Source organism: Streptomyces sp. NPDC059455 (genome assembly GCF_042750115.1).
GTDB lineage: Bacteria > Actinomycetota > Actinomycetes > Streptomycetales > Streptomycetaceae > Streptomyces > Streptomyces endocoffeicus.
On the sequence record NZ_JBHYVB010000097.1, the window covers coordinates 17,323 to 40,506 of the forward strand.

Annotated in this window: 18 protein-coding genes and 3 pseudogenes; 6 read left to right on the forward strand and 15 right to left on the reverse strand. The window is 67.9% G+C overall.

Annotated elements, in window-relative coordinates:
- Window positions 1–180: 180 nt before the first annotated feature.
- From ACFXB5_RS29925 to ACFXB5_RS29950, 6 genes are all read right to left on the reverse strand, one after another.
- The gene (locus tag ACFXB5_RS29925) at window positions 181–1,491 is read right to left on the reverse strand and encodes a ricin-type beta-trefoil lectin domain protein (protein ID WP_385213447.1); all 1,311 of its coding nucleotides are present in this window, start codon (window positions 1,489–1,491) and stop codon (window positions 181–183) included.
- Window positions 1,492–1,548: 57 nt separating this feature from the next.
- A complete protein-coding gene (locus ACFXB5_RS29930) occupies window positions 1,549–3,444 on the reverse strand; it encodes an RICIN domain-containing protein (RefSeq protein ID WP_385213399.1) in 1,896 nt (631 codons plus the stop codon).
- A gap of 146 nt (window positions 3,445–3,590) precedes the next feature.
- The gene (locus tag ACFXB5_RS29935) at window positions 3,591–5,123 is read right to left on the reverse strand and encodes an arabinofuranosidase catalytic domain-containing protein (RefSeq protein WP_385213402.1); all 1,533 of its coding nucleotides are present in this window, start codon (window positions 5,121–5,123) and stop codon (window positions 3,591–3,593) included.
- Between the two features lie 139 nt (window positions 5,124–5,262).
- Window positions 5,263–6,858, reverse strand: coding sequence for a glycoside hydrolase family 27 protein (locus ACFXB5_RS29940; RefSeq protein ID WP_385213405.1), 1,596 nt, complete (start codon window positions 6,856–6,858; stop codon window positions 5,263–5,265).
- A complete protein-coding gene (locus ACFXB5_RS29945) occupies window positions 6,744–8,537 on the reverse strand; it encodes a right-handed parallel beta-helix repeat-containing protein (protein ID WP_385213408.1) in 1,794 nt (597 codons plus the stop codon). The genes ACFXB5_RS29940 and ACFXB5_RS29945 overlap by 115 nt, the downstream gene beginning before the upstream one ends.
- Before the next feature lie 248 nt (window positions 8,538–8,785).
- The gene (locus tag ACFXB5_RS29950; protein ID WP_385213411.1) at window positions 8,786–10,381 is read right to left on the reverse strand and encodes an arabinofuranosidase catalytic domain-containing protein; all 1,596 of its coding nucleotides are present in this window, start codon (window positions 10,379–10,381) and stop codon (window positions 8,786–8,788) included.
- 834 nt (window positions 10,382–11,215) lie between these two features.
- Here ACFXB5_RS29950 and ACFXB5_RS29955 point away from each other — a divergent pair.
- Window positions 11,216–12,262 (forward strand): integrase core domain-containing protein, encoded by a 1,047-nt coding sequence (locus tag ACFXB5_RS29955; RefSeq protein ID WP_385213414.1) that lies wholly within the window; start codon window positions 11,216–11,218, stop codon window positions 12,260–12,262.
- Between the two features lie 67 nt (window positions 12,263–12,329).
- Window positions 12,330–13,059, forward strand: a pseudogene (locus ACFXB5_RS29960) (integrase core domain-containing protein).
- Between the two features lie 53 nt (window positions 13,060–13,112).
- Here the strand turns inward: ACFXB5_RS29960 and ACFXB5_RS29965 are convergent.
- From ACFXB5_RS29965 to ACFXB5_RS29990, 6 genes are all read right to left on the reverse strand, one after another.
- Window positions 13,113–13,724: a hypothetical protein gene (locus ACFXB5_RS29965; protein ID WP_385213416.1), complete on the reverse strand. Its 612-nt coding sequence runs from the start codon at window positions 13,722–13,724 to the stop codon at window positions 13,113–13,115.
- A gap of 268 nt (window positions 13,725–13,992) precedes the next feature.
- Window positions 13,993–14,307, reverse strand: coding sequence for a DUF4387 domain-containing protein (locus ACFXB5_RS29970; protein WP_385213418.1), 315 nt, complete (start codon window positions 14,305–14,307; stop codon window positions 13,993–13,995).
- Window positions 14,308–14,311: 4 nt separating this feature from the next.
- Window positions 14,312–15,673 (reverse strand): acyclic terpene utilization AtuA family protein, encoded by a 1,362-nt coding sequence (locus tag ACFXB5_RS29975; RefSeq protein WP_385213421.1) that lies wholly within the window; start codon window positions 15,671–15,673, stop codon window positions 14,312–14,314.
- Window positions 15,674–15,720: 47 nt separating this feature from the next.
- Window positions 15,721–17,025, reverse strand: coding sequence for an MFS transporter (locus tag ACFXB5_RS29980; RefSeq protein WP_385213424.1), 1,305 nt, complete (start codon window positions 17,023–17,025; stop codon window positions 15,721–15,723).
- Window positions 17,026–17,139: 114 nt separating this feature from the next.
- The gene (locus tag ACFXB5_RS29985) at window positions 17,140–17,856 is read right to left on the reverse strand and encodes a GntR family transcriptional regulator (RefSeq protein ID WP_385213427.1); all 717 of its coding nucleotides are present in this window, start codon (window positions 17,854–17,856) and stop codon (window positions 17,140–17,142) included.
- Window positions 17,857–18,027: 171 nt separating this feature from the next.
- Window positions 18,028–18,279, reverse strand: coding sequence for an integrase (locus ACFXB5_RS29990; protein WP_385213429.1), 252 nt, complete (start codon window positions 18,277–18,279; stop codon window positions 18,028–18,030).
- Window positions 18,280–18,523: 244 nt separating this feature from the next.
- Between ACFXB5_RS29990 and ACFXB5_RS29995 the strand changes: the two are divergent.
- Window positions 18,524–18,622: pseudogene (locus ACFXB5_RS29995) on the forward strand (IS5/IS1182 family transposase); the annotation flags it as partial.
- Between the two features lie 380 nt (window positions 18,623–19,002).
- Here ACFXB5_RS29995 and ACFXB5_RS30000 read toward each other — a convergent pair.
- From ACFXB5_RS30000 to ACFXB5_RS30010, 3 genes are all read right to left on the reverse strand, one after another.
- Window positions 19,003–20,259, reverse strand: coding sequence for a DUF3500 domain-containing protein (locus tag ACFXB5_RS30000; RefSeq protein ID WP_385213432.1), 1,257 nt, complete (start codon window positions 20,257–20,259; stop codon window positions 19,003–19,005).
- Between the two features lie 63 nt (window positions 20,260–20,322).
- Window positions 20,323–20,472, reverse strand: a complete 150-nt coding sequence (locus tag ACFXB5_RS30005; protein ID WP_385213435.1) for a hypothetical protein — start codon at window positions 20,470–20,472, stop codon at window positions 20,323–20,325.
- Between the two features lie 225 nt (window positions 20,473–20,697).
- Window positions 20,698–21,345, reverse strand: coding sequence for an NAD(P)-dependent oxidoreductase (locus tag ACFXB5_RS30010; RefSeq protein ID WP_385213438.1), 648 nt, complete (start codon window positions 21,343–21,345; stop codon window positions 20,698–20,700).
- Window positions 21,346–21,434: 89 nt separating this feature from the next.
- Here ACFXB5_RS30010 and ACFXB5_RS30015 point away from each other — a divergent pair, with 89 nt between their 5' ends.
- The 3 genes and pseudogenes from ACFXB5_RS30015 to ACFXB5_RS30025 all read left to right on the forward strand — a co-directional run.
- On the forward strand, window positions 21,435–21,851 hold the full coding sequence (locus ACFXB5_RS30015; protein WP_385213441.1) for a winged helix-turn-helix transcriptional regulator: 417 nt from the start codon (window positions 21,435–21,437) through the stop codon (window positions 21,849–21,851).
- A gap of 102 nt (window positions 21,852–21,953) precedes the next feature.
- Window positions 21,954–22,427, forward strand: coding sequence for a hypothetical protein (locus ACFXB5_RS30020; RefSeq protein WP_385213444.1), 474 nt, complete (start codon window positions 21,954–21,956; stop codon window positions 22,425–22,427).
- A gap of 54 nt (window positions 22,428–22,481) precedes the next feature.
- A pseudogene (locus ACFXB5_RS30025) lies at window positions 22,482–23,066 on the forward strand (integrase); the annotation flags it as partial.
- Between the last annotated feature and the right edge of the window lie 118 nt (window positions 23,067–23,184).

The window sequence follows — 23,184 nt, forward strand, 5'->3', positions numbered from 1 at the left end:
CTCCTCCCCACGTCACCCCCACCACACCTATATACGGGTGTGATCGAACCCGCACTTAAGTCGGGTGTTTTGCCGGGGGGGCCAGATTTGGTGGCGTGGGGGTTTAACTCACCCCCCCCGCAAACCTCAGGCTCGAGGGCGGCGCCAGGCCCGCACGATGCCCCTGCCCGGCCCGGCGTGTCAGTTCTCCAGGTGCCAGCGCTGGTTCGTACTGCCCGTGCAACTCCACAGCTGTACTTTCGTCCCGTTGGCGGTCCCCTGGCCGTTGGCGTCCAGGCAGAGCCCCGACTGCACCGCTGTGATCGTGCCGTCGGGATTGATGTTCCACTGCTGATCTGCCTGCCCGCTACAGTCCCAGATCGTCGCCGGGGTGCCGTTGCCCGTCTGGCCGGAGCTGCCCAGGCACTTGTTGCCGTAGACCACCAGCTGCTTCCCGGCGGTGTGGGTCCACCGTTGGTTGGAGCCGCCGTTGCAGTCCCACAGTTGTGCCTGCGTGCCGTTGGCCGTGGTGGAGTTGTTGATGTCGAGGCAGCGCCCCGACTGCTGGCCGACGATCTCCTGGTTACCGGAGGGCGCTGGCGGATTCGAGCCGAACTGTGTGAAGAACTGCCATACCGCTGCCGATGTCCAGGTGCGCCAGCCGCCACCGGTGGAACCGTCTATGGGACCGGGGTCGTGGCCCGCTCCGTCGAACGCGGCCCAGACGACGGGGTATCCGGACCTGCATCCGGAGTAGGTGGTGATGATGTGGGTCAGGCTTCCGTAGGACGGCTCGGGCGGGTTCTGCGGGGTACAGCCGTTCGTCCGGACGAAGGTGTCGCGCAGTTGCCGTCCCGACGCGATGGGCAGCACGTTGTCCCTGAGGCCGTGCAGACCCATGTAGGCGATGGGCTGGTTGCCCCCGTCGCACCCGCTGAGGTTCGCGCCGGAGTAGACCGCGACCGCGCGGAAGACCGTCGCCCGCGAGCAGGCCAGGGCGTACGACATCGCAGCGCCATAGCTGAATCCGGCGGAGAACACCTGGGTGGTGTCGACGCACAGACCTGCTTCGATCTGGCTGACCATGGCGTCGACGAAGGCCACGTCCTGGCCGCCGGGGTTGGCCCAGCCGTTGCCATTGCCCTGGGGCGCGACGAAGATCGTGCTGTTGTTCGCGTCCGCCAGGCGCCGCAGACCGTAGTAGGACCAGTTGTACCCGTCGCTGCCGCCCGAGTCGACGTCGCCCGCCGTGCCGCCCCGCCAGTGGAAACCGAAGATCAGTCGGTAGGGGTGGTTGCTGTCGTAGCCGGCAGGAATCCGCAGTATGTAACTGCGGGTCTGGCCGCCGACCTGCATCGTGTGCGTACCACTCGTCAGCTCTGGGGGCTTGCCGCACCCGGCAGTCGCCCGGATGGCGCCGGTGGCAGTGGCCGACGCGGGCGCGCCGAGGCCGCTGCTGAACGAGGTGCCCGGGGCTGCCAGGACGAGAAGTACGGCAGCCGCGATGGACATGAAGAGGCGTTTGGGTTTCATGTACTCCTTCTTCCGGAAGCTTGCCGCTGTGGCCGCTCAGGCCCCGGTGATGGTCCATTCGTTGTTGGTGCTGGAGTTCGGTGTCCACATCACCGTGGTCGAGCCGACCGTGGTACTGCCGCTGCCGTCGAGGGCGGTGCCGGTGCCTCGGTTGACGATCTGGTAGCGGTTGCCGCCGAGGCTGCCCAGCTGCCACTGCTGGTTGTCCCCTCCGTTCCATGCCTCCTGCCGGGCAGGAGCGCCGTTGGCGGAATCGCCCCAACTGTCGGCGGCCATGCCGTTGGTGCGGTTCATGATGCGGTAGTAGCCGTTGCCGAGGTCGATCAGCTGGGAGCCGCCCGGCACGCCCAGGACGGGGATCTCACCGGAGAAGGTGAGCTTGACCGTGTACGCCAGGGCGCTGAACGGCGGGTTGGACGAGGGCATGGTGAGGTGCAGGCCGGAGGCATCCTGGGTCGGAGCGGGCAGGTCTATGGAGGAGCCGGCGGTGTTGTCGAGCAGTGTGGCGCCTGTCAGGCTGCTGAGGTTGATCTGGTTCGAGTTCAGCGTCGCGATGGTCATGGTGCCGCCCTGCCAGCCCAGCGCGGTGGCGTAGAGGACCTTGTTGTCCCGGCTGCGGGTGAACCGGATGTCCTGTGGTTTGCCGGCCACCGGTCCGCTGAACGAGCCTCCGCCCATCTTGGTGGGGCCCTCGCCATAACTGGCCCAGGGGCGGGTGGCGTAGACCGCGCCACCGCCGGAAGAGGCCGGTGTCAGGTAGACGGAGAACGGTGTACCCGTTCGAGTCGCCGATGACCGCCACCGCTCGCTTGGCGGAGGAGTCCTCGGCGGCCGAGATGCCGTCGAGCCGACCTGGCCGGACGTGTCCACGAGGGTGCCGGTCATGTCGGCATAGTCCCGAAGCGCCCACCAGTTGCCGGTCGGCTGCCAGCTGCCCCCGCTCTGGGTCAGGACTCCGGTCAGGTTCGGGGTGACGCAGCACACCCAGTTGCCGCGCATCGCGTTGGTGTACCCGGACTGCGCGAACCGCGCCAGGTACCAGGCCGTCACCCCGGCGGTCTGCCGGTCGGCCGGCTGGTACTCGTTCGAGGACAGCGGCAGCGGACCGATGCCCGCCGCGGTCAGGGCGCCGTTCAGGGCCCGCGCGACGGTGACCGGGTCGTCGACATCGCCCTCGTTGTGGTTGGCGATCATGTCCGGCACCGTCCCGGCCGCCTTCACATGCGCGAGCCAGGTCCGCCATTCACCCGGGTTGCGCTCCGGGGTGAACGCGAAGGACGGCCCGACGATCCGCGCCCCGGGCGCGATGCGCCGGATCTCCCGGTAGGCGGTGTCCCACATCTGGAAGTACTGGGCGCTGTTCACCCCCCGGGTCCAGAACGCGGAGATGTCCGGCTCGTTCCAGATGTCGTAGGAGAACGTGAGCCCCGAAGCCCGCAGCGCTCCCACCGTGGAGTCGATGAAGCTGACCCAGTTGGAGCAGTCACCGTTGTCGCACGGATACCTCGTGTTCGACGGCTGGCCGCCGTTCGCGCCGTAGATGTCGCTCACCAGCACCTGGTATTGCGCGTGATAGGGGGGTCGGGTGAGCCGTTTCGCCTGTGCGACGATCGAGTCGACGTCGGCCCGGGTGGCCGAGCCGTTCTGGTAGCCGTCCCTGATCCAGCCGCCGGAGAACCATCCGCCGCCGCGGAAGGCGTTGATCCCCAGCGGCTGGAGGAACTGGTCCGCCGGTCGGCTGCCGTCTTCGCTGAAGCCGTAGAGGAACCCCTCCCCCACGCCGGTCGACGGCCCGCGCGTCGATGCCAGATTCACGCTCAGCGACTCGCCCGCGGCGGCCCGGCTCGCGGTCGTCGACAGCAATGACAGCACGAACGCCAGGACGATGCCGACCGTCAGTGCCAGACGGCCGGGTCTCGCTCTCGTCCTCATCCGATCCTCCTCCCGGTTCGGCAGCGCTGGGCTGCGGCGCGCGTCATGGACGGGTCCCGCTCCCCTGCTCGGGCGGTGCGGCGCGGTGGCCCGCCGGGGCGGCGGTCGGATGCCGCCCCGGTGTCGAGCGCGGGTCTCTCACAAGGTCAGCTCAGTGACCATTGCTGGTTGGATCCCCCGTTGCAGGTCCACAGTTCGACGGGGGTGCCGTTCGCGGTGGCGGCGCCGGTCACGTCCAGGCACAGGCCGGACTGGGCGTTGGTGACGGTGCCGTCCGCGTTGAGGTTCCACTGCTGGTTGGTCTGGCCGTTGCAGGCCCAGGTGATGACCTTGGTACCGGGGCCGGTCTCCCGGCCGGAGGCATCCAGGCACAGCCGGCTGCCGCCGGAGTACACGGTGAGCTCCTGGGAGGCGGTCTTCGACCAGGTCTGGTTCGCCGCGCCGGCGCAGTCGCGGATCTGGGTCTGCGTACCCGGCGTCGTGGACGCGCCCGGCACCTCCAGGCACCTGCCCGCACCCACCGCGCGCAGCGCACCCGTCGTGTTGCCACCGCCGCCGCCCACCCCGTAGCCGGCGGCGGTGATGGCGGCCTGCACGGCGTTCTCGGTGGCGTCGGAGGGGTAGCCCGCCGTCATCGCGCCTTCGAAGAACTCGCCGGTACCCGAGACACTGTTGTCGCCCCCGGTGCCGAGCAGGACCGAACTGTCGAGCTTCATCGGTGAGTAACCGCCCGGCAGGGGACCGGAGAAGGTGGTGGTCAGGCCGCCGCTACTGCCGTTGCCGTATTTGAGGGTGAAGTTGCTGGTGCCGTTGTTCTTCAGCCACGCGCTGACAAACGGGTAGTGCACACCGGTGTTGTTGGGGTCCTTGTTGGAGCCGGTGTTGGTGTGGTACATGCCGTTCTCCAGATCGGCTTCGACCCACGGGCCGTTGCCGGTGCACCCGTTGAACCAGCAGGCGTTACCCCAGTAGATGGCGTTCATGGTGGCGTTGCCGGTGTCGGTGTGGGAGTTCTCCCCGCTGCCGTAGTCGAAGCAGCACCACTGGTTGGTGTAGTTCGACGACGTCACCATGTAGATGCCTTCGGGCTGGGAACCGGTGGCCACACCCTTCGCGTGGTCGATCCGGTAGCCGACACCTTGCTTGACCTTGACGCCGAAGACCTGGTGGCCGGCCGCGGTCACCGGCAGGGCCATGGCGTCCGCCCCGACGTCGGATCCGCCCGGGCCAGGGCCCTTCCAGAAGCCGCCCCAGGAGATGGGCAGGTCGTTGTGCTCGGTGGTCTGGTCGTAGATCTTGGTGATCGTGCACGACGTGCCCGAGCAGAACGAGACCTGGGAAGCCGCGTCGGCGTATCCGCCCGCGCCGAGCACCGCGATGTCGCGGTAGCTCTGATCGGAGGACCGCTGGATCTGGTACAGCGGCCCGTTGTACGACGCGAAGAGTGCCCTGGTGGTGGAGTGCGCCGTCACACACGGCGTACCGCCCGCGGCGTAGATGTCACACGGAAGCGACGCGTCCGCCGCGCGGTGGGCCGCCGGGTGGATGGTGGCGGTGGTCCGGGGGTGCGATGATTTGGCGAACGCCGGCGCGCCGAACGCGGCCAGGGCCATCGCCAGGGCGACAAGGAGTACGGCTTTCCATCTCCTTCGCCGGGGATGGACGGCTGGTTCGATCATGGCGACCTCCTCTGTGGCGGTGCCGCCCCACGGCGGCGCCGAAGCTGCCAGTGGTCGGTGCGGAGGCCCCGGCTGTCCGTGGCGGGCAGGCCCCGCGGGAGGGCCCGGCCGGTGCTGGGCCGAGGCGCCGGAGGGGGACTCATCCCAGCGTCCAGCGCTGGCTGCTGCTGCCGTTGCAGGTCCACAGCTCGGCGAGGGTGCCGTCAGCCGTGGCCCCTCCGGTGACGTCCAGGCACAGGCCGGACTGGACACCGGTGATCGTGCCGTTCGAGTTCAGCGTCCACTGCTGGTTGGCCTGGCCGTTGCACGACCAGATCTCCACCTTCGTTCCGGGGCTGGTCCGGTTGTCGTAGGCGTCCAGGCACATCTGGCGGCTGCCGGAGTAGACGGTGAGCTGGTTGGAGGTGGAGTGCGTCCAGGTCTGGTTGTCCCCGCCGTGGCAGCTCCAGATCTCCACCTGGGTGCCGGCGGTCGTGGTCGAGTCCGGTACGTCCAGGCACTTGCCGGCACCCACCGCGTGCAGCGCGCCGGTCACGCTGGTACCGCCGCCGCCACTGGTGCCGCCCGCGACCCGGTACATCACCGTGCCGTGTGCCGGTACCGAGGCGCTGATCGTGCCGGAGGTGGTCGAGGACGCTCCCGACCACAGGTCGGTCAGCGCGTAGGCGGACGCGCCGGTCTTCCCGATCGCGGCCGCGGTGGTGGTGATGGTCGCCGTCGAGCCCGTCTCGTTGAACAGCGCCACCGACACGTCCCCATTGGCCAGCGGCTTGGCCAGCACGTCCAGGCCGCTCGAGGAGGAGACCATGGTCCCCTGCTTGCCCAGGGGATCCTGGTCCACCGCGATCACCCGGGAGTTGGTCAGCGTGGACAGGGTGTCCGCACTGGCCGAGGGGATGTTGGTGCCCGCGATCAGCGGCGCGGCCATCTCCGCCCACAGACTGAACTCGCTGCGGCTCTCGGTGGCCGTCAGTGAGCCGTTGCCGACCTCCAGCATGTCCGGGTCGTTCCAGTGGCCGGGACCGGCGTAGGAGGCCAGCCCCACGTTGCTGTGGAAGATCGACAGCATGCTGGAGAAGCTGGCGCTGATGTCCCCGGTGGTGCGCCAGCTGTTGCCCACGTCCGCGCCCCAGGTCCACACGTTCTCCTGGCCCCAGTTGCACAGGCTGAACAGGATCGGCCGGCCGGTGGCCGCCAGGGCGTCACGCATCACGGTGTACCGGGTCCGCGCGGGCGCCCCTGTGTTGTTGCAGTTGTCGTACTTCAGATAGTCCACGCCCCAGGAAGCGAACGACTGCGCGTCCGTGGTCTCGTGCCCCAGGCTGCCCGGATACCCGGCGCAGGTCGCGGTGCCCGCGTCCTCGTAGATCCCCAGCTTCAGCCCCAGCGAGTGCACGTAGTCCGCGGTGCCCTTGATGCCGTCCGGGAACTTGGCCGGGTCCGGCACCAGGCGGCCGCCGGAGTCGCGGCTGTGGGTCATCCAGCAGTCGTCGATGTTGACGTATGAGTAGCCCGCCGCCTGCATGCCGTTGGTGTGCATCGCCTGCGCGGTGGACTTGATGAGCGACTCGGAGACATTGCAGCCGTACGCGTTCCAGTCGTTGAAACCCATCTGCGGGGTCAGCGCGAGCCCGTTGCCGAGTGCGGCGGCGGGTTGTGCCGATCCGAGGGAGACGAGGGGAACGGCCGCGGTGAGCAGCAGGACCGAGACGATGAGCGTCGATGTTCTGCGCAAGGACATCCGCAGGGACAGCGACAACCGTCGCCTGGCCCTCGCAGTGGACACGGGCATGATTCATCACTCCTGGGCCGGGTTGCGGAAGGAGGCGCCCACTCCCGGGGCGCGTCCGCGGGCATGGTGCCGGTGCGGCGGGTGACGTTCACGTACGCCGGTTCACGGAGCCCAGGAGACCGGAAGTGCGGGCCGCCGCTGAGGAATGCCGCACCTGGCCACGCAGGGGACGGGGCGGTTTGATCCAGCCCGCCGCGTCCGCGGCCTGGACCCCCGCGTTGAAGGCCCACCCCGCTCACCCGGTTGTTGCTGACGGTGATGTCATGGTTGGTCATCTGCGGGTTGCCGGGGTGGTGCGCGTCCGGCTGGATCCCGCCGACCTGGCTGCCACTGCCGGCGATGTCGGTGAACGTGTTATCGGTGATGGTGATGTCGCCCGCGCCGAGTCCGGTGCCGGAGGCCGTGGCGGCACCGTCGTTGCCCACGCCCAGTCCGGCCTGCCCGAGTTCGGAGAAGGTGTTGCCGGAGAACGTGATGCCGGTGGCGGCGGAGACCTGTACGGCCGCGGGCATCTGCACCCAGTGGTTACGGGTGGCCTCGAACTGCGTACAGCCCGACTTGCAGGTGCTCAGCCAGTTGGCGGGCATCGCGTGGGCGCCGGTGATGTGCGCGCCGCTCTGCTGGTCCGCGTAGCCGTCGGATCCGCTCGGGCCGAGCCAGGAGGTTCCCGTGAACCGGATGCCGGCGAATCCCAGACCGGTCGCCGGTGAGCCGTAGCTGCCGCTGATGCCGAGCAGGCTCTGCAATTGGGGCAGTTCGACATCGAGGGTGTTGGGGTTCTGCCCCGGCTGGGCCCGGTAGTACAGATCGCCGGTGGACGAGTCGAGGTACCACTGTCCGGCCTGCTTGAGGAACGCGTAGTTGTTCTCCAGATACATGGTCCCACCGGCGAACGGCGCGTTGATGGTGTCGTAGCCCCACGAGTTGTTGTTCCAGGCGGGCTGCTGCATGGTGATGGTTCTGCCGCTGATCGACTGAACCGGGGCGTAGCGGTCGGTGAAGGAGTTGACGCTCTCGACTTCCATGTGGCTCTTGTCCGAGAGACCGGCCAGGTAGTCGAGGGAGGGGTCGGTGACGGTCAGGCCGGTCTGGGTGAAGGTGAAGGCGGAGCGGGGCACCTGGATCGCCGCCCGCGGCGCCTCCTTGCCGTTCACGTACAACTGGCGCGTGTTCACGCCGGTGCCGATGTGGGCCGACCAGATGTTGGTCGACTGATCATGCACCTGCCAATTCACCACCGGGCGGGCACCGGTCACGACCGGCTGCTGCCCGGACGCGGCCTGGTAGGTGATGGTGTGGCCGTTCTGGCCGCCGTCGCCGGAGCCGAAGGTCAGCGGCTTGGACAACCGGTAGGTCCCCCCGGCCAGGTAGACCACGACGTCCGCATCGGCCGAGAGCTGGTGCGCGGGCCGCTGCGCCTGGTCGATCGTCGCGAATGGCTGCCCGGCGGTGCCGTCCCCGTCGGGATCCGCACCCGGAGCCACGTACAGGGCGGCGGCCGACGCGTGGCGCTCGGCCGGTACGGCGAACGTGGCCCCGGCCGTGGCCAGGCTCCCGACCAGTAGGGCGAGCACAGCTACGGGGGCGGCCCAGAGGCCGCGGAGCGCTCTGGCTCCGGACATCGTCATCCTCCAGCGGTGGCGCGTGGGGACCGGTGGCGCCGGGGCGGTGTGGCGTTGTTCGCCGCCGAAGCCGCCTGCGTGACGCGCCCCCCTGCCGGGTCCGGGCGAGGGGAATACGGCGATTCGGCCGGACGGTCGGAAGATCCGGGAGGTGCCGCCGGGCGCCGGGCACGCGGATGCCCGTATCCGGTGGCGAGTGGCCCGTGACGGTGGTGAGCCGGCCACGGGCCGGTCACGGGCCGGTCACGTCAGTCGAGATTCCATTGCTGGTTGGACCCACCGTTGCACGGCCAGAGTTCCGCCAGGGCGCCGTTTGCGGTGGAAGCGCCGGTGACGTCGAGGCAGAGTCCGGACTGGGTGCCGGTGACGGTGCCGTCGGAGTTCAGCTGCCACTGCTGGTTGGCGCCGCCATTGCATGGCCAGGTCACCACCTTGGTGCCGGCGGACGTCTGGTGGTTGTACGCGTCCAGGCACATCTGGCTGCTGCCGCTGTAGACGGTCAGCTGGCTGGAGGGCGTGCGGGCCCAGGTCTGGTTGGCACCGCCGCCGCAGTCCCAGATCTGTAGCTGAGTACCGGCCGTGGTGGACGAGTTGGGCACGTCCAGGCACTTGCCCGCCCCCACCGCGTGCAGCGCGCCCGTGCTCGTCCCGCCGGAGGAGTTGCTGTATCCGGCAGCGGTGATGTTGGCCTGGACCGCGTTCTCGGTGGCGTCCGACGGGTAGCCTGAGGTCATCACGCCCTCATAGAAGGTGCCTTGGGCGCCCTTACTGTTGTCCCCGCCGGTGCCCAGGATGATGGCACCCTGCTTCCGCATCGGGTTGTAGCCCGGGACGCCTGGACGCGGCCCGTCGTAGAAAGTGGACAGGGCGCCGGACTGGGCGTTGCCCCCACGGATCGCCCAGTGGTTCGGGCCGCCCTTGATGATGGCGGTCGTGTACCGGTAGTTGATGGTCGGGTCGCCCGCGTTGTAGCGCTGGTTCACCCCGGAGAACAGGCCGTTCTCCAAATCGGCCATGATCCAGGGGCCGTTGCCCGAACCGTAGCCCCAGACCCTGATGTTGCCGAAGTAGATGGCCTCCATGGTGCCGTTGCCGTCGTCGTTGCTGTCCGTCTCGGCGTTGCCGTAGTCGAAGCAGCATCCGCCGTTGTAGTGCGTGCCGTCGAAGATCGCGTACATACCCTCGGGGTTGTCCCCGGTCGCGATGCCGTTGGTGTGGTTGTTGCGGTAACCCGTGCCGGGCGCCACGAAAACGCCGTAGGCCTTGTGACCTCCCACCATGGTGGGCGCGGCGGTCGCGTTCGCGAGGTTGTCGGGGCCGCCCGCAGCACCGCCGCCGGGCGCCTGGGTGAGGTTGTTGCCGCGGCCGGACTGGTCATAGATGATCGTGATGAGACAGGTCGTCCCCGAGCAGAACGAGTCCTGAGCGGCGGCGTCGGCGTATCCGCCCGCGCTCAGGACGCCGATGTTCCGGGTGCTGTTGTCCGAGGCACGCCGGACCTGGTAAAGCGGCCCGTTGTACGAGGCGTACAACGCTCGCGTCGTGCTGTGCGCCGCCACGCAGGGGGTACCGCCTGTCGCGTAGATGTCGCACGGCCCGGACGTGTCAGCACGGGCCGTACCCGCCGTGGCCGTGGCGCCGACAAGCGCGCCGGCGACGAACACGGCCGCGGCTCCCGCCCGGGCGAACACTGTCGCCGCTGAGCCGGGCGAGCGCGTCGGCAGAGGGACGTGTGCCCGGCCCGGCACACGGCCCGGCCTGCCACCGCGCCCTACCGCCGCGAACAACCGTCGCACGCCCCCGCGCACGGACAGCGGATGGCACCTTGTACGCATGGTTCTCATCTGATCTCCCTACCGTGCCGGCGCGACCCGATCGGGTCGTCTGTGGTGGCGCTGACAATCCGGAAGCGCTTGAAGGTGCCGTTTCCGCAGCGAGATTGCAGAGAGGGTTCGGGGGGAGACGGTGCTCCCGGCTTCGTGGACTGTCAAGAGTGCGGAGTCACCTGTTGCGAACCTTGGCGCGGAATCGATTCGACGGCCGATTCCGGCAGTTCGGGACCGATCGGGACGCTGGAACAGTCGCGGGGCGGCGGCAGGTGATGGGCGGCCAGTCTTCCCATCGGGGGCCGCGCGGGCCTGCCCGACGGCGGGCCGCCGGATTATGGGTGACTGCCCATCATACGGGTGAGCAGGAACGCAGCCGCCAAGCTCATGTGGCGAAGGGCCGATTCGGAGAGCACCAGCCGAAGCAGCGGGGCTTCGGGCCGCTCGTCGGCGCCGCCGTCGCTTCACGGCACGGGATTGACCCCGCATTCCGCCGGTCGTAGCATCCGTCGAAGCGCTTGCGTGGAATCGATTCGCTCCACGCCTTCCGTACGACATGGGACTCAGAAGGCTCGACGGCTCCCTGCAGCCCGACGTCGGCGCCCCGCGGATTCATGGCACTGGGGCACCCAGGCGGCTGCGACGCCGTACACGCGGCTCGCCGCCGCGAACTCGTCACGCTTGCGCCGCTCAGTCACGGTGAAGCGGCGCCGAACCCGCTGGTTCCTGCCCTTGCCGGAAATCTCATCCGCCCTGGTGGGTACCGCTTCTTCGGATTCCCGAGACCTTGGCCGCAGTCGCTCGAGCCGACACTCTCGCGCAGCTGCTGTCAGCACGTCATGATGATCGATCGTGCTGCTGCGACTGGCTTACTTGGGTGTGTCGAACGCGTTCGCGATGCTTCGCCTGCTGCCGATGACCGACCGAGGTAAGGACGCGGAGATCCTCGCCCTGCGCCACCAGATCACCGTGCTGGAACGCCAACTCGGCAAGGACAAGATCCGGTTCACGCCCAGAGATCGGGCGTTCCTGGCGGCGCTGCTGCACCGGCTGCCACTGCACGTCCTGCGAAGATTACGGCTGCTTGTACGCCCTGACACGGTGCTGTGTTGGCACGGCACCCTCATCGCGCGCCGCCATGCCGCCTCCTGCCGGGCCAAGCGTCCGGGACGGCCGCGCACGGTGCGCTCGATCCGCGTCCTGGTGCTGCGGCTGGCGAAGGAGAACCCGAGCTGGGGGTACAGCATCTGGGAGATCTTGAAGGAGGCCGGCATCGACCCAGCACCCGAGCGGAACTCCAGTACCTGGGCCACCTTCCTCCGCTCCCAGGCTGATGCCCTGCTGGCCTGCGACTTCCTGGAGACCATCACTCTGTCGGGGGTACGGATGTACGTGCTCGTGGTGATCGAACACGGCAGTCGCCGGATCCGAATCCTGGGCGCCACCACGCATCCCACCGCCTCCTGGGTAGCGCAAGCGGCGAAGAACCTCGTCATGGACCTCGAAGACCTCGGCTACCGGGCACGGTTCATGATCCGGGACCGGGACGGGAAGTTCCCCGCCCTCTTCGATGCCGTCCTCAAGGACGCGGGGATCGACGTCGTACTCAGCGGCATCCAGATACCGAGGATGAACTCGATCATGGAAAGGTGGATACAGACCTGTCGCCGCGAGCTCCTGGACCGGACATTGATCTGGAACCAGCCACATCTGCTCCACGCCCTGCGCGAGTTCGAGCAGTTCTACAACGGACACCGACCACACCAGGGCATCGCGAACGCCAGACCGCTACAGCCCCTGCCCCCGCCGATCGACGACCCGGACACATTAGCCCGCCTCGCCATACGTCGACGCGATCGCCTCGGCGGCATCCTTCACGAGTACCGGCATGCCGCGTGACCTGCACGGATGAGGTTTCCGGCAAGGGCAGCGCTATGAGCCCGCCGACCGGTTCTGGTTCGCAGCCCTGTCCGGGCTGATACCCCGACGCCACTGGCTCAAGACCTTCCCGATCACCCCCGGCACCCTGCTCGCCTGGCACCGCAGATTCATCGCCGCGAAGTGGGATTACACCGCGCGCCGACGCACCGGACGCCCACCCACTACGGCAGCGATCAAGACACTCGTACTGCAGCCGGCCCGGGAGAATCCGCGGTGGGGGCACAGGCGGATCCAAGGTGAACTGACCCGACTCGGGCATCGGATCGCCGCCTCCACGGTCTGGGAGATCCTCAACGCAGCCGGCATCGACCCCGCGCCACGTCGCTCAGGCCCCACGTGGCGCGAGTTCCTGACCGCGCAAGCCAAGGGGATCACCGCGGCAGACTTCTTTCACGCTGCGCGACCGCGATGGCAAGTACGGCAAGGCATTCGACGCCGTCTTCCAGGCCGAGGAGATGGAGATCATCAAAAGTGCGCCACAAGCTCCCCGCATGAACGCGCACTGCGAACGCATCATCGGCAGCATCCGACGCGAAGCCCTCGACCACTTCCTCATCATGACCGAGACCCACGCCCGCCACGTCCTCGCCGCCTACGAACGGCACTACAACGAGCACCGCCCCCATCAATCCCGCAGCCAACTACCACCCGACGCTCACGAACCACCCGCCGCGACGCATGACCTCCACATCCAAAAAGTCCTGCGCACCCGGATCCTCGGCGGCCTCATCAACGAATACAGACATGCAGCATGACGTGCAACGATGACTTTTCGAGCGGCACAGGTTCAGCCGCCGATACCGTGACGTCAGCCGACGGAGAGACCCAGATTGGTCACGTACCAACGACCTTCCACAACGCCGGCCTCGATCCTGATACCGACCTGGTTCTCCTCCACTCCGGTGGAGTGCGAAAGGACGATGGCCTTCAACGTCTGACCGTCCACGGTGATCTGCTTACCGTCGACAGTCGCCTTCTTGCCCGCGACCGGGACCTCGGCGACCTTCACCGTCGGGGGATTCTTCGGCTGGTCAGGTGCGAACGAGGCGTGCATGCGGTGAATTTGATCCACCATCTGTTGCGCCTCCGGCCCCTTGCCTCCGCACATCGCCGCGGTGCCGGGCTTCGCGGGAGACCCGTCGGTGGCCGGTGTCGCCATGACCAAGCAGGCATCCTTGGGACGGTCCTCGACGACCGCGGTCACCCACTTGGCCACAACCCCCTGCACCGTGGACTGATCACCCGACTGCCCTTTCGGGGACGGGGTGGTTATGGCGGTCGGGGTCGAGCCCTTCGTGTCCTTCGTGTTCGTCGAGTCCGCCGAACATCCCGCGAGGACTGGCCCTGCGGCCATCACGCATATGCTGACGACCCAGCCGACAGCGTTCTTCTTCGACCTGGACATTCCCACTTCGCTCACGCTTCCTCAATAGTTGCTCATCGGCAAAGAACAGCCTGCCGCCTCATGTCCGGCATCCCCGGAATGAATTGCGCGCCTTCCCCGGAAGTGGTGGGGAGAGGCCCGGCCTCCCGCTACCTTCGCACGAACGAGGATGCGCCATGCGCCGGTCGGACAGATCGACTGTATTCCACAGAATACCCCGGAGGTGTGGAGCGGAAAGTGCAAAACAAAGAAAATGCAACACCGAGGGATTGGCCAAACGGCTCTACGACAGCGATCGTTCGCGTCATACCGGGGCGATTTCCATGTCCATGAGTGGGGCGTACTGCTGGCCCGCGTAGCAGTCGGTGTCTTGGAGGGCGCCCTGGACGGTGGGCCGTGGGAGGGAGACCTTGACGGCGAGGGCAAGGGGGTGGTTGACGACGAGGATCTGGTCGGGGTCAGTGCCGTAAAGGGTGGCGAAGAGGTGCTTGTCGAGGAAGCCGGTGGCGACAAGGGCGTCGTAGGCGGCCTGGTCGTGGCACATGAAGTCGAAGGTGAGGGTGAAGGGGCCGGCGTTCTTCGAGCGGACCAGGGAGCAGTAGTCGAGCAAGGTGGTCATGGAGTCAGAGCTCCTCTGTGACGGTGCGGAACAGCTCGGTGGGGGTGACGCCGGTGGCGACGTGGTTGAGGGTGAAGCGGTACAGGGCTCCGCGGTCCATCTCGGGCGGGGAATAGGGATAGGCGAGAGTGGAGACCAGGCCGTCGTACTCGGCGATGGGCAGGTGGCTGCTGGCGTGGGCGACGAATGTGGCGATGGCGTGGGCGGTCTCCTGGTCGGGTGCGGTGATGGTGATCAGGACGCCCAGTTCATGTGGGGTGAGCGGGGCGGGTTCGCTGCCGTTGAGGACGGCTCCGGCGCCGTAGAGGCGGTAGTCGATGTCGATGTCGGCGGGGTCGACCCGGCCGTTGAAGACGTCGAGGATCTTGGCGTCGAAGTACCGCTTGGCCGTCGGCAGAAGCTTGGGGAGGGCGTCGATGACGATGCGGTCGCGCACGCCGCCGATGATGACGGTCTGGTAGCCGACGAGCTCGGCGCCTTCGAGCTTGTTGGTGTAGCCGTCGGCCGGGATGTAGCGGGCGCCGCGGACGCGGACGGTGCGCTCGTCGACCGGTTCGTAGGTCGCCCCGGTGGTGTCCAGCACGCCTGAGGGTTCGGCGATGTGATACGGGTCGGCGTTCTCGTACAGGGTGTGCGCGGCGACCGACCGGGGGGTCAGGCGGGTACCGGTGGCCAGCGTGGTGACGTCGAAGTGGTCCTCCCGCAGTGTGGCGAGCAGGCCGTTGGCCGACGGCGGGATGGCACAGGCGGCGCCGCACTCGATGGTCTTGGCCATATGCCAGGTCAGGCCGGGGTCGGCACCTCGCATCTGGGGTAGAGCCGCGAACAGGGCGGTGTCGCTGGCGCGGCCGGCGAGGACGACGTCGCAGCCGTTGCGGAGGGCTTCCTGGAGGGGCTCGACGCCCATCATCGCGACGGTGTGGCCGCGCTCGAACAGCTCCCGGTCGATCTCCGGAGCGTTCGCCAAGGGCCGGATCCGGCCGGTGTCGTAGAGATCCTTCAGACGCTGGACGGGCTGGTCGGCGTAGATCAGGCCGAGCTTGAAGTGCAGATTCTCCTCAGCGGCGAGGGAACGGGTGAGGGAGGCGACCCAGTCGACTCCCTGGTCGCGGCCAGAGGTGCCGCAGGAGCCGATGATCAGCGGCACACCGAGCTCGTCACGGGCCTTCAGCAGCAGGCGCAGGTCGCGGGTGACCGCCTGGGCGGACAGCTTCGGAAGTCCCGAGCCGAGGGCGGCGGGGCCGGAATCGGTGGAGCCGGCGTCGCAGGCGATCACGTCCGGGCGGGCGGCGAGGCCACGCGCGAACGCGTCGGCGTCGAACCCGGCACCGAGCGCGCCGGTGGGGGCCAGGATGCGGAGTTTCATGAGTGTGGTGCCTTTCCTCATGCCCGAGGGGCAGAAGTCGTGGGGCGTCAGGCGGTGGCGTGGTCAGGGGCGCGTCGGGCCAGGCGGGTGAAGACGAGGAGGGTGACACCGGCGAAGACGGCACCGTTGAGGAACATGTAGCGCCAACTGGTCAGGTCGACCGTGGTGCCGAGGACGGCCGGGCCCAGCGCCATCCCGGACGCGGACGCGATGGTGTAGAGGGCGGTGTACGTGCCCAGCACCCTCTGCGTCGGCGCGAGGTTCCACAGCGCGACGAGCGCGTTGACCGCGAACGACGCGTACCCGAGGGAGGAGAGCACCATCGCCGCGACGGTGCCCGGGGCAGTGGGGACGGTGAAACCGACCAGGACTCCGGCGATGAACAGGACGACGCCATACCGCACCGCGCGCAGTTGCCCGAGCCGATTCGAGGCGTAGGCGATCGGCACCACGGCCAGCAGGAACGCGACCGCGCCCGGGAGGGTGAGGCCGCCGGCTTCGCCGCGGGTCAGGCCGAGCACCTGCGTGCCGTACGGGGTCATCAGCGAGCGCAGCGCGGACCACATGCCGGCGAAGCAGAAGATGCCGATCATCAGCAGCAGCGTCGGGCTGGACGGGGAACGCAGCGCGTCCCTCAGCACCGCCCACGCGGAGCCGAACTCCCCCACCTCCTCGGCCGCCTCCCGGTCGGCCGTCTCCTCGACGGGTATGACGGCGTCGGCGTGGTGGCGGCCGAGGAAGGCCCAGGACAGACCGAGCGTGATCAGCATCAGCAGCGGGGGGATCGCGAAGGCGAGGCGGAGGGACCGGTCGACGACCAGGAGGCTGATCAGAGAAGAGACGACGATGGTCAGGCTGACGCCGGCCTTGATGAAGCCCTGGGCCTTGCTGCGGGCGGACGGCGCGACGTAGTCCGAGATCAGGGTCTCTGTGACGCCCTTGAAGGCGTTGGCGATCGCGGCGAAGCCGACCACGCACACCATCAGCGCCGGCAGGTTCGTCGCCCAGGGGATGAGGATGAACGGCACGCCGGCGAGTGCGGCGCCGACCAGGACGATCGGCCACCGGCCGGTGCGGCGGCGGGCGAGTTTGTCGGAGAGGAATCCGACGGACGGCTGGGTGAAGATGCCCCAGGAGTGGTCCAGGCCCATGATCAGCCCGATCACGCCCGCGGAGGTGAAGTAGTGCCGCAACTGCTCGGGAACCTGGGCGTCGTAGAAGTTCCAGACCGCTTCCTGGGCGAACACGGCGAGGGTCACCCAGAGCACCGCGCCACGGTTCATGCGCTCGCCCACTGCCGGGTGGGGCGGTGTCGTGGCCGGGTCGGAGGCGGGTGGGGAATCGAGCGTCATGTGGCGGTGACTCCTGTGCTACATGCTATAGCAAATGGGGGGGAAGATCTGCCCGCCGGACGCATCCCACACTCCGGCGGGGCGGGCAAGCAGGGCAGGCAAGCGGGTCGAGGGTCAGCCGCCCGACAACTGGACGAGGGCGGCGCGGTGGTGCCGCGCGGCGAGTTCTTCGGCGCGGTCCTCGTCTCGCTCGAGGAGGGCGTCCAGGAGCTCGCGGTGCTCGTGGTAGCGGGCACGGAACGCCTCGGCGCGCTCGGGCACGAGGCGCATAGTGAGGTCGAGCCGCTCCTCTTCGCTGAAGGCCCGGGCCTGACCCAGCAGGCCCTCCAGAACGGGGTTGCCCGCGCACGCCTCGACCTGGCGGTGAAAGAGGCGCAGCTTATGGAAGACATCGGCGAGCCGGTCGGCCACATCGGCTTCCATGCCCTGCTCCGCGACGGTCTCCTCGATGCCGACGACGATCTGGTCGGTCTGAGTGAGCAGTGAGACCAGGCCGGTGAGCTGCTCCGCGGTGGCGTTGCGGGCAGCGATGCGGGCCATGAGGGCGGACAGGCGGACCTCGGCCTCGACGATCTCGGAACGGGCCGCCGAGGAGTGCTCTGCGATCCGCAAGGCACGCGGACCCACCCTCTCGACGACCCTCTCGTGCACCAACTGCCGCAGCGCCTCCCGGACGGGGGTGGGACTCACACCCAGGCGGGCCGCGAGATCGCGTTCGGTGATCCTCTCACCCGGCCGCAGGACACCCTCCCGGACAGCGGCCCGAAGCCGCCGGTATGCCTGGTCGGCCAGCGACGTGGTCTCCACGGGACCTAGGGCGTCAGCGCTCATGCCACCGAAGATAGTTCTGCTATAGCAAACAGTCAATGGCCTCAAGCCATCCACCGGTCGTCCAACCGGACAGGCTCGCCCACCTCGACGTCCACCGACGCGACCGCCTCAGCGGCATCCTCCACGAGTACCACCACGTCGCATGACCTGCACGGACATACTTCTCGGCACCTACAAGGTCAGCAGTGTGCTCGGGGTGACCAGCCGGTGGCGGCGTAAGACGGGTGGAAGGTGCCGCGCGAGAGCGGAGAGCACGGCACGATCAGCCCATGAGAGCCGCGGACGCTCGATCTGCCGGCGCAGGACTGCGACCTCATGGCGAAGCGCGAGGATCTCGGCGTTGCTCACGGCGGTCGATCGGCCCAGCAAGAGGAGGCGGCCCAGTAGTCGGCAGAAGATCAGGTAGAGCAGTCGTAGACCCACGATCAGTGATCGCGCCCATACTTGGGCGAACGAAAAGCTCCAGGTCAACCACCGCGCGGCAATAAAGACACCCTTCAGGCTGCGATCCGGAGTGCTGCTCGGACGTGCTCATCACCGGTTGCCGGTTCAACACCAACGACGACTGCGTCGCCGTCAAGTCCGGCCGGGACGAGGACGGCCACCGTGTGGGCGTGCCGAGCGGGAACATCGTCGTGCGCGACTGCCGGTTCTCTGGCCGCTGGGGAACCACAAGATCCTCCGCGACTGCCGACAGCACGGCAACGGCCTCCATCACGCCGTCCAGGCCGTCGCCCACATGCACAACCTCGCCCTCACCGCATGAGCCGACCGCGCCACCCCCGCAGCTCAGGCTCCCAGTTCACGGCCTTCTGCAACACGCTTTAGAGTGATCCTCCGCAGGACACCAACGAGTCAGGATCGCGGCTGTGTGGCACGTGATCGCGTCAGGTCCGGCGACCGCGAGCCGCCGGACTTCGGTGCGGTAGCGGTCCAGCGCTCACCGCCGAACGTTCGAGAATATCCCCTCATGGCGAGAAACCGGGCCGCCTGTCGCCGGTCGCTCCTCTGCGGTGTCCGTATCGGACCACGATAGCTGGGCCGCGCCGAGCACTTCGATACGAAGTGGGGCCATGCGTTGGATCCAGGCATGGGCCCCGCGAATGGGAGCGCTCGGCGCGGTCTGGGTCGGGCGAGTGGTAGTAGTCAGCGTCCGATGCGTTGCCGTGGATGGTGGCGGGCGAGGTGTCGGCGCAGCAGGTCGCGTCCGTAGTCGCCGCCGTTGGGGGTGCGCACGATGGTGTGGACGTGGAACGGTTCGGGCTGGTCGTTGTCGAGGAAGACACCTTGGTGGCAGTCGTATTCGATCAGGACGACGGGGCTGTGGATACGGTAGTAGAAGGCGTCATCGTCGCCGCTCCCGCCGATCCAGGCGATGTGCGTGTCGTCGAGATGCTGCTCGATGCTTTCCATGAACGCGGCGGCGGGACCGTCCGGGAGTCGCTGCGCGTAGGTCTTCACCAAGTGGAGCAGCGACTCCCGTTGCCTGTGGGAGAGTCCGTTGGCCGGCAGCCCCGCGTAGGGGATGACGCGGTTGTCTTGGGCGGCGCCACCCAGGTGCCTGCCGTTGACCGGGTCGGCGAGTTCGGCGGGCAGGTCCTGCCCCCGGATCGATGTGTAGAGAACGGCCTGACGTGCCTGTTCAGGGTGCAAGCTGCGCCGCAGGTCGAGACCGGCCGTCCGCTGCTCGTCGAACAGGCGCAGGCCCTTGTGGGTACCGCGGTCGGCCTCGGTGGGCTCGGCGCCGATGAAGGTCGGGGTGAGGACCATCTGCCGGCCGATGATGAAGCAGTGCACGTCGAGGTGGTGGCCCCACAGTTGCCATCCCCACGGCTCCGTTGTCGAGGGGGTGCCGAACACTGCGAAGAAATAACAGTATTCGGTCAGGGTGTCGCGGTACTGGTCGATCAGCTCGCCGAGCGCGGCGTTGAGTTTCATGGCCGTCCGAGCGTCGGAGAAGCCGGTGGCGGATAAGGATGCCTCGAGGATCGCGAGCGCACGCTCGCGCTGCGCGGGCTCAAGGTCCTCTAGGCGCAGGCCGTGCGGATCCCAGTTCGGAAAGGCATTGATCCACATACGCCATTCGTCCGCGTCGACGGCGAATAGGACGTCTTCGCGCTGCGCGGGAGTGAGGCAGTCGAGGAAGGCGGTCGCCGCCTTTCTCGCGGGCTCGGGATTCCAGCCGGTGTCCTGGAGGGCGAAAAGATCGGGTACGACGTGCCCGTCCGTCGTGATGCCGACCAGCGGCTCCTTCGCCCTCTCGAGCACGGGCGGGAACAACTCCTGCACTACCGACTGGAGATCCGGGGGAAAGGCCGAGAGATCCACCTGGGCGTCCTGGATCGGCAGGCCGAGGACGGGTCCGAATCCCCGGTAGTGCGTCTTTTCATATTCATCATCCATGATGGAGCATGCCTTCCTTACGCTCGGGCGCCAGTCGGTCAGGCCGCGGCGGGGGCCGTCCGCTCAGGCGGTGAGGTCGCCGCTGTCGGTGTAGCGGCCGCCGCGTCGGATGCCCTGGTCGGCGTCGGCCAGTAACTGCGCGATGGATTGGGGTAGGCCCGTTTCGGCGAGAGCGCGGGCGTGGGCGGTTTCGAACATGTCCCTGGAACGCACTTCGGTTCCCGATTATCTGCAGCTGTGGATGGGACCCTGAGCGCCTCATCCCGTGCAGGCTTTGTGGCCTCGGCGAGCGCGGCTTCACCCTGCTCACCGAGCGCTGGAACGCGCTCGAACACGTCGCGATCAGTCCCCAGAAGGATTCATTCAGACCGCCCGGACCGCCCTCGTCATCACACGCTTCGAGCGCCAGACAGCGAACTGAATCTCGCTGGGATCACCTCAGTGGCCGAGGTTGACCTGTGCCCTGTGGTGGTCGCCTTTCTCGATCAGGTCGACGAGCCCGAGGGCGTAGTCCGCGGCGGAGATCGCGCCGCCGTCCTCGGGCTGGACCGCGACGTCGTCGCCGAGCCGATAATGGCCGAGTCGTTCGCCGGGCATATGTGTGCCGAACCTGAGCGCCGGGCTCACAAAGACCCAGTCGAGTGTCGCGGGCGTGGCCGGGAGGTCCTCAATGATGAGCGCCGCCCCGGCGCGGATCTCTTCGTGGAGCTCTGCGGGGATGTGGCTGAGGTCGGTGACGAAGCGATCCGCCCCGGGTGCAGGGCGCAGCGACGAGTAGCCGCCGACGACGAACAGGGGTACGCCTGCGGTATCGGCCAGACGCGCGATGGTGCGGTAGACGTCGCGGAAGGCGCCGGCCAGCGGGCCGCGTGGGGCGAGTGCGCCCACTACGACGTCCGCGCCCTCAATGGGTGCCGAGAGCGTTGCTTCGTCGGTGGCGTCGCCTTGGACATAGGTCACGTTCGGGATGGGCGCGTCGGGGAGCGAGCGGCTCAGTGCGGTGACCTGGTGACCGCGAGCAGCGGCCTCCGCGACGATGGCCGAACCGGCATAGCCTGTGCCGCCGATGACGGTAATGCGAGACACGACGTGCCTTTCTACGGGACGGGTGGCGTCGGACGGACGCGTTGCGACTACCGTATGAATGCAGCTCTCCAATGGGAAGAAGGCACTTTGTGGTAACCACCCAGGCCGAGTCGGTGCTCCGCGGCAGCCCCTACCGCGCGGACTGCCCGACTCGCCACATCCTGGATCGCATTGGCGACCGTTGGACGGTGCTCATAGTGGGCGCCCTCTGGGACGGCAGCGCTCGCTTCTCAGAGTTGCGCCGGCGCATTGAGGGCGTCTCGCAGAAGATGCTCACCCAGACTCTCCGCGGGCTCGAACGGGACGGGCTCGTGCGCCGCACCGTCTACCCCGAAGTTCCGGTCCGCGTCGAGTACGCGCTCACCGAGGCGGGTCGCACCCTGCGCGAGCCGCTGCGCGCGCTGCAGGAATGGTCGATCGAGCATCTCGGCGACGTGTCAGCGTCGCAGGAAGCCTACGACCACGCGAATCGACCTCCTCCTGACTCCACGGATCGCGACAAGTAACGCTGTGATACCGGCGCTGCTAGCCTGAGCGTTTCACTGGCCGCTGTGTCCGGATCATGAGCGGGAACGCGGAAGTCCCTCAAAGCCCAGGCCTCCGCCATCGTGGCCACCGACCTCTTCCACATCGACACGGTCTTCCTGCGGCGACGGTTCGTGCTGTTCTTCATCGACCACGGCACCCGCCGCGTGCACATCGCCGGCGTCACCCGGCACCCGACCGGCCCCCGGATCACCCAGCAAGCGCGGAACTACCTCATGGACCTCGGTGACCGCGCAGAGTCGATCAGCTTCCTCATCCGGGACCGCGGAGCCTACTTCACCGCCAGCTCCGACGCCGTCTTCCAGGCGATCGGCGTGCACGTCATTCCGACACTGCCCCAAGTGCCCCGAATGAACGCCATCGCGGAACGCTGGATCGGATCGGTTGCCCGATCTGGTTTACGCGCAGTCCTACCCGACCCTGCGCTTGCCGAAAATCCGTCCGTCCTGATGGGAGGCAGTGAGCGGGGGTGTTCGGGCTTCGATGGCGATCGGTTGAGACGCGCTCTCGCGCGGGTATCGATCGCCGAGGAATGATGGTCGGCCGTCCTACTGCGACTGGGCTACCTGGCTGTAACTCACGCGTTCGCCATGCTTCGCCTGCTGCCGATGAGCGACCGCGACAAGGACACGGAGATCCTCGTCCTGCGCCACCAGCTCATGGTGCTGGAGCGGCAACTCGGCAAGGAGAGGGTGCGGTTCACTCCAGGCGACCGGGCGATCCTGGCCGCACTGCTGCACCGGCTGCCACGGGACATGCTGAGCAGACCGCGACTGGTGGTCCGTCCCGACACGGTGCGCTGGCACCGCGACCTACTCGCACACCGCCACGCGGCCATCTCCCGGCCCAGGCATCCGGGCAGGCCCCGTACCGTGCGTTCCGTCCGGGCCCTGGTGCTGCCTCTGGCGAAGGAGAATCCCGGTTGGGGCTACAGGAGGGTGCACGGTGAACTTCTTGTGCTGGGTGTGAAGGTCGCCGCGTCCACTGTCTGACAGATCTTGAAGGAAGCTGGGATCGACCCGGCACCCGAGCGGGCCTGCAGCACGTGGGCCGACTTCTTGCGTTCCCAGGCCGATGCCCTGCTGGCCTGCGACTTTCTGGAAACGGTCACCTTGTCCGGGGCCCGACTGTACGTGTTGGCGGTCATCGAGCACGCCAGTCGACGTATCCGGATCCGGGTCTGTCCAATCAACGGCCCTGTCTCACATTCGGTGGTAACGGAGAGTCGTGAGGGTCGTTGACATTCCCGTGAAGAATGTCAACGAGCTCGTGCAGACGGTGTTTTCGGGGCTG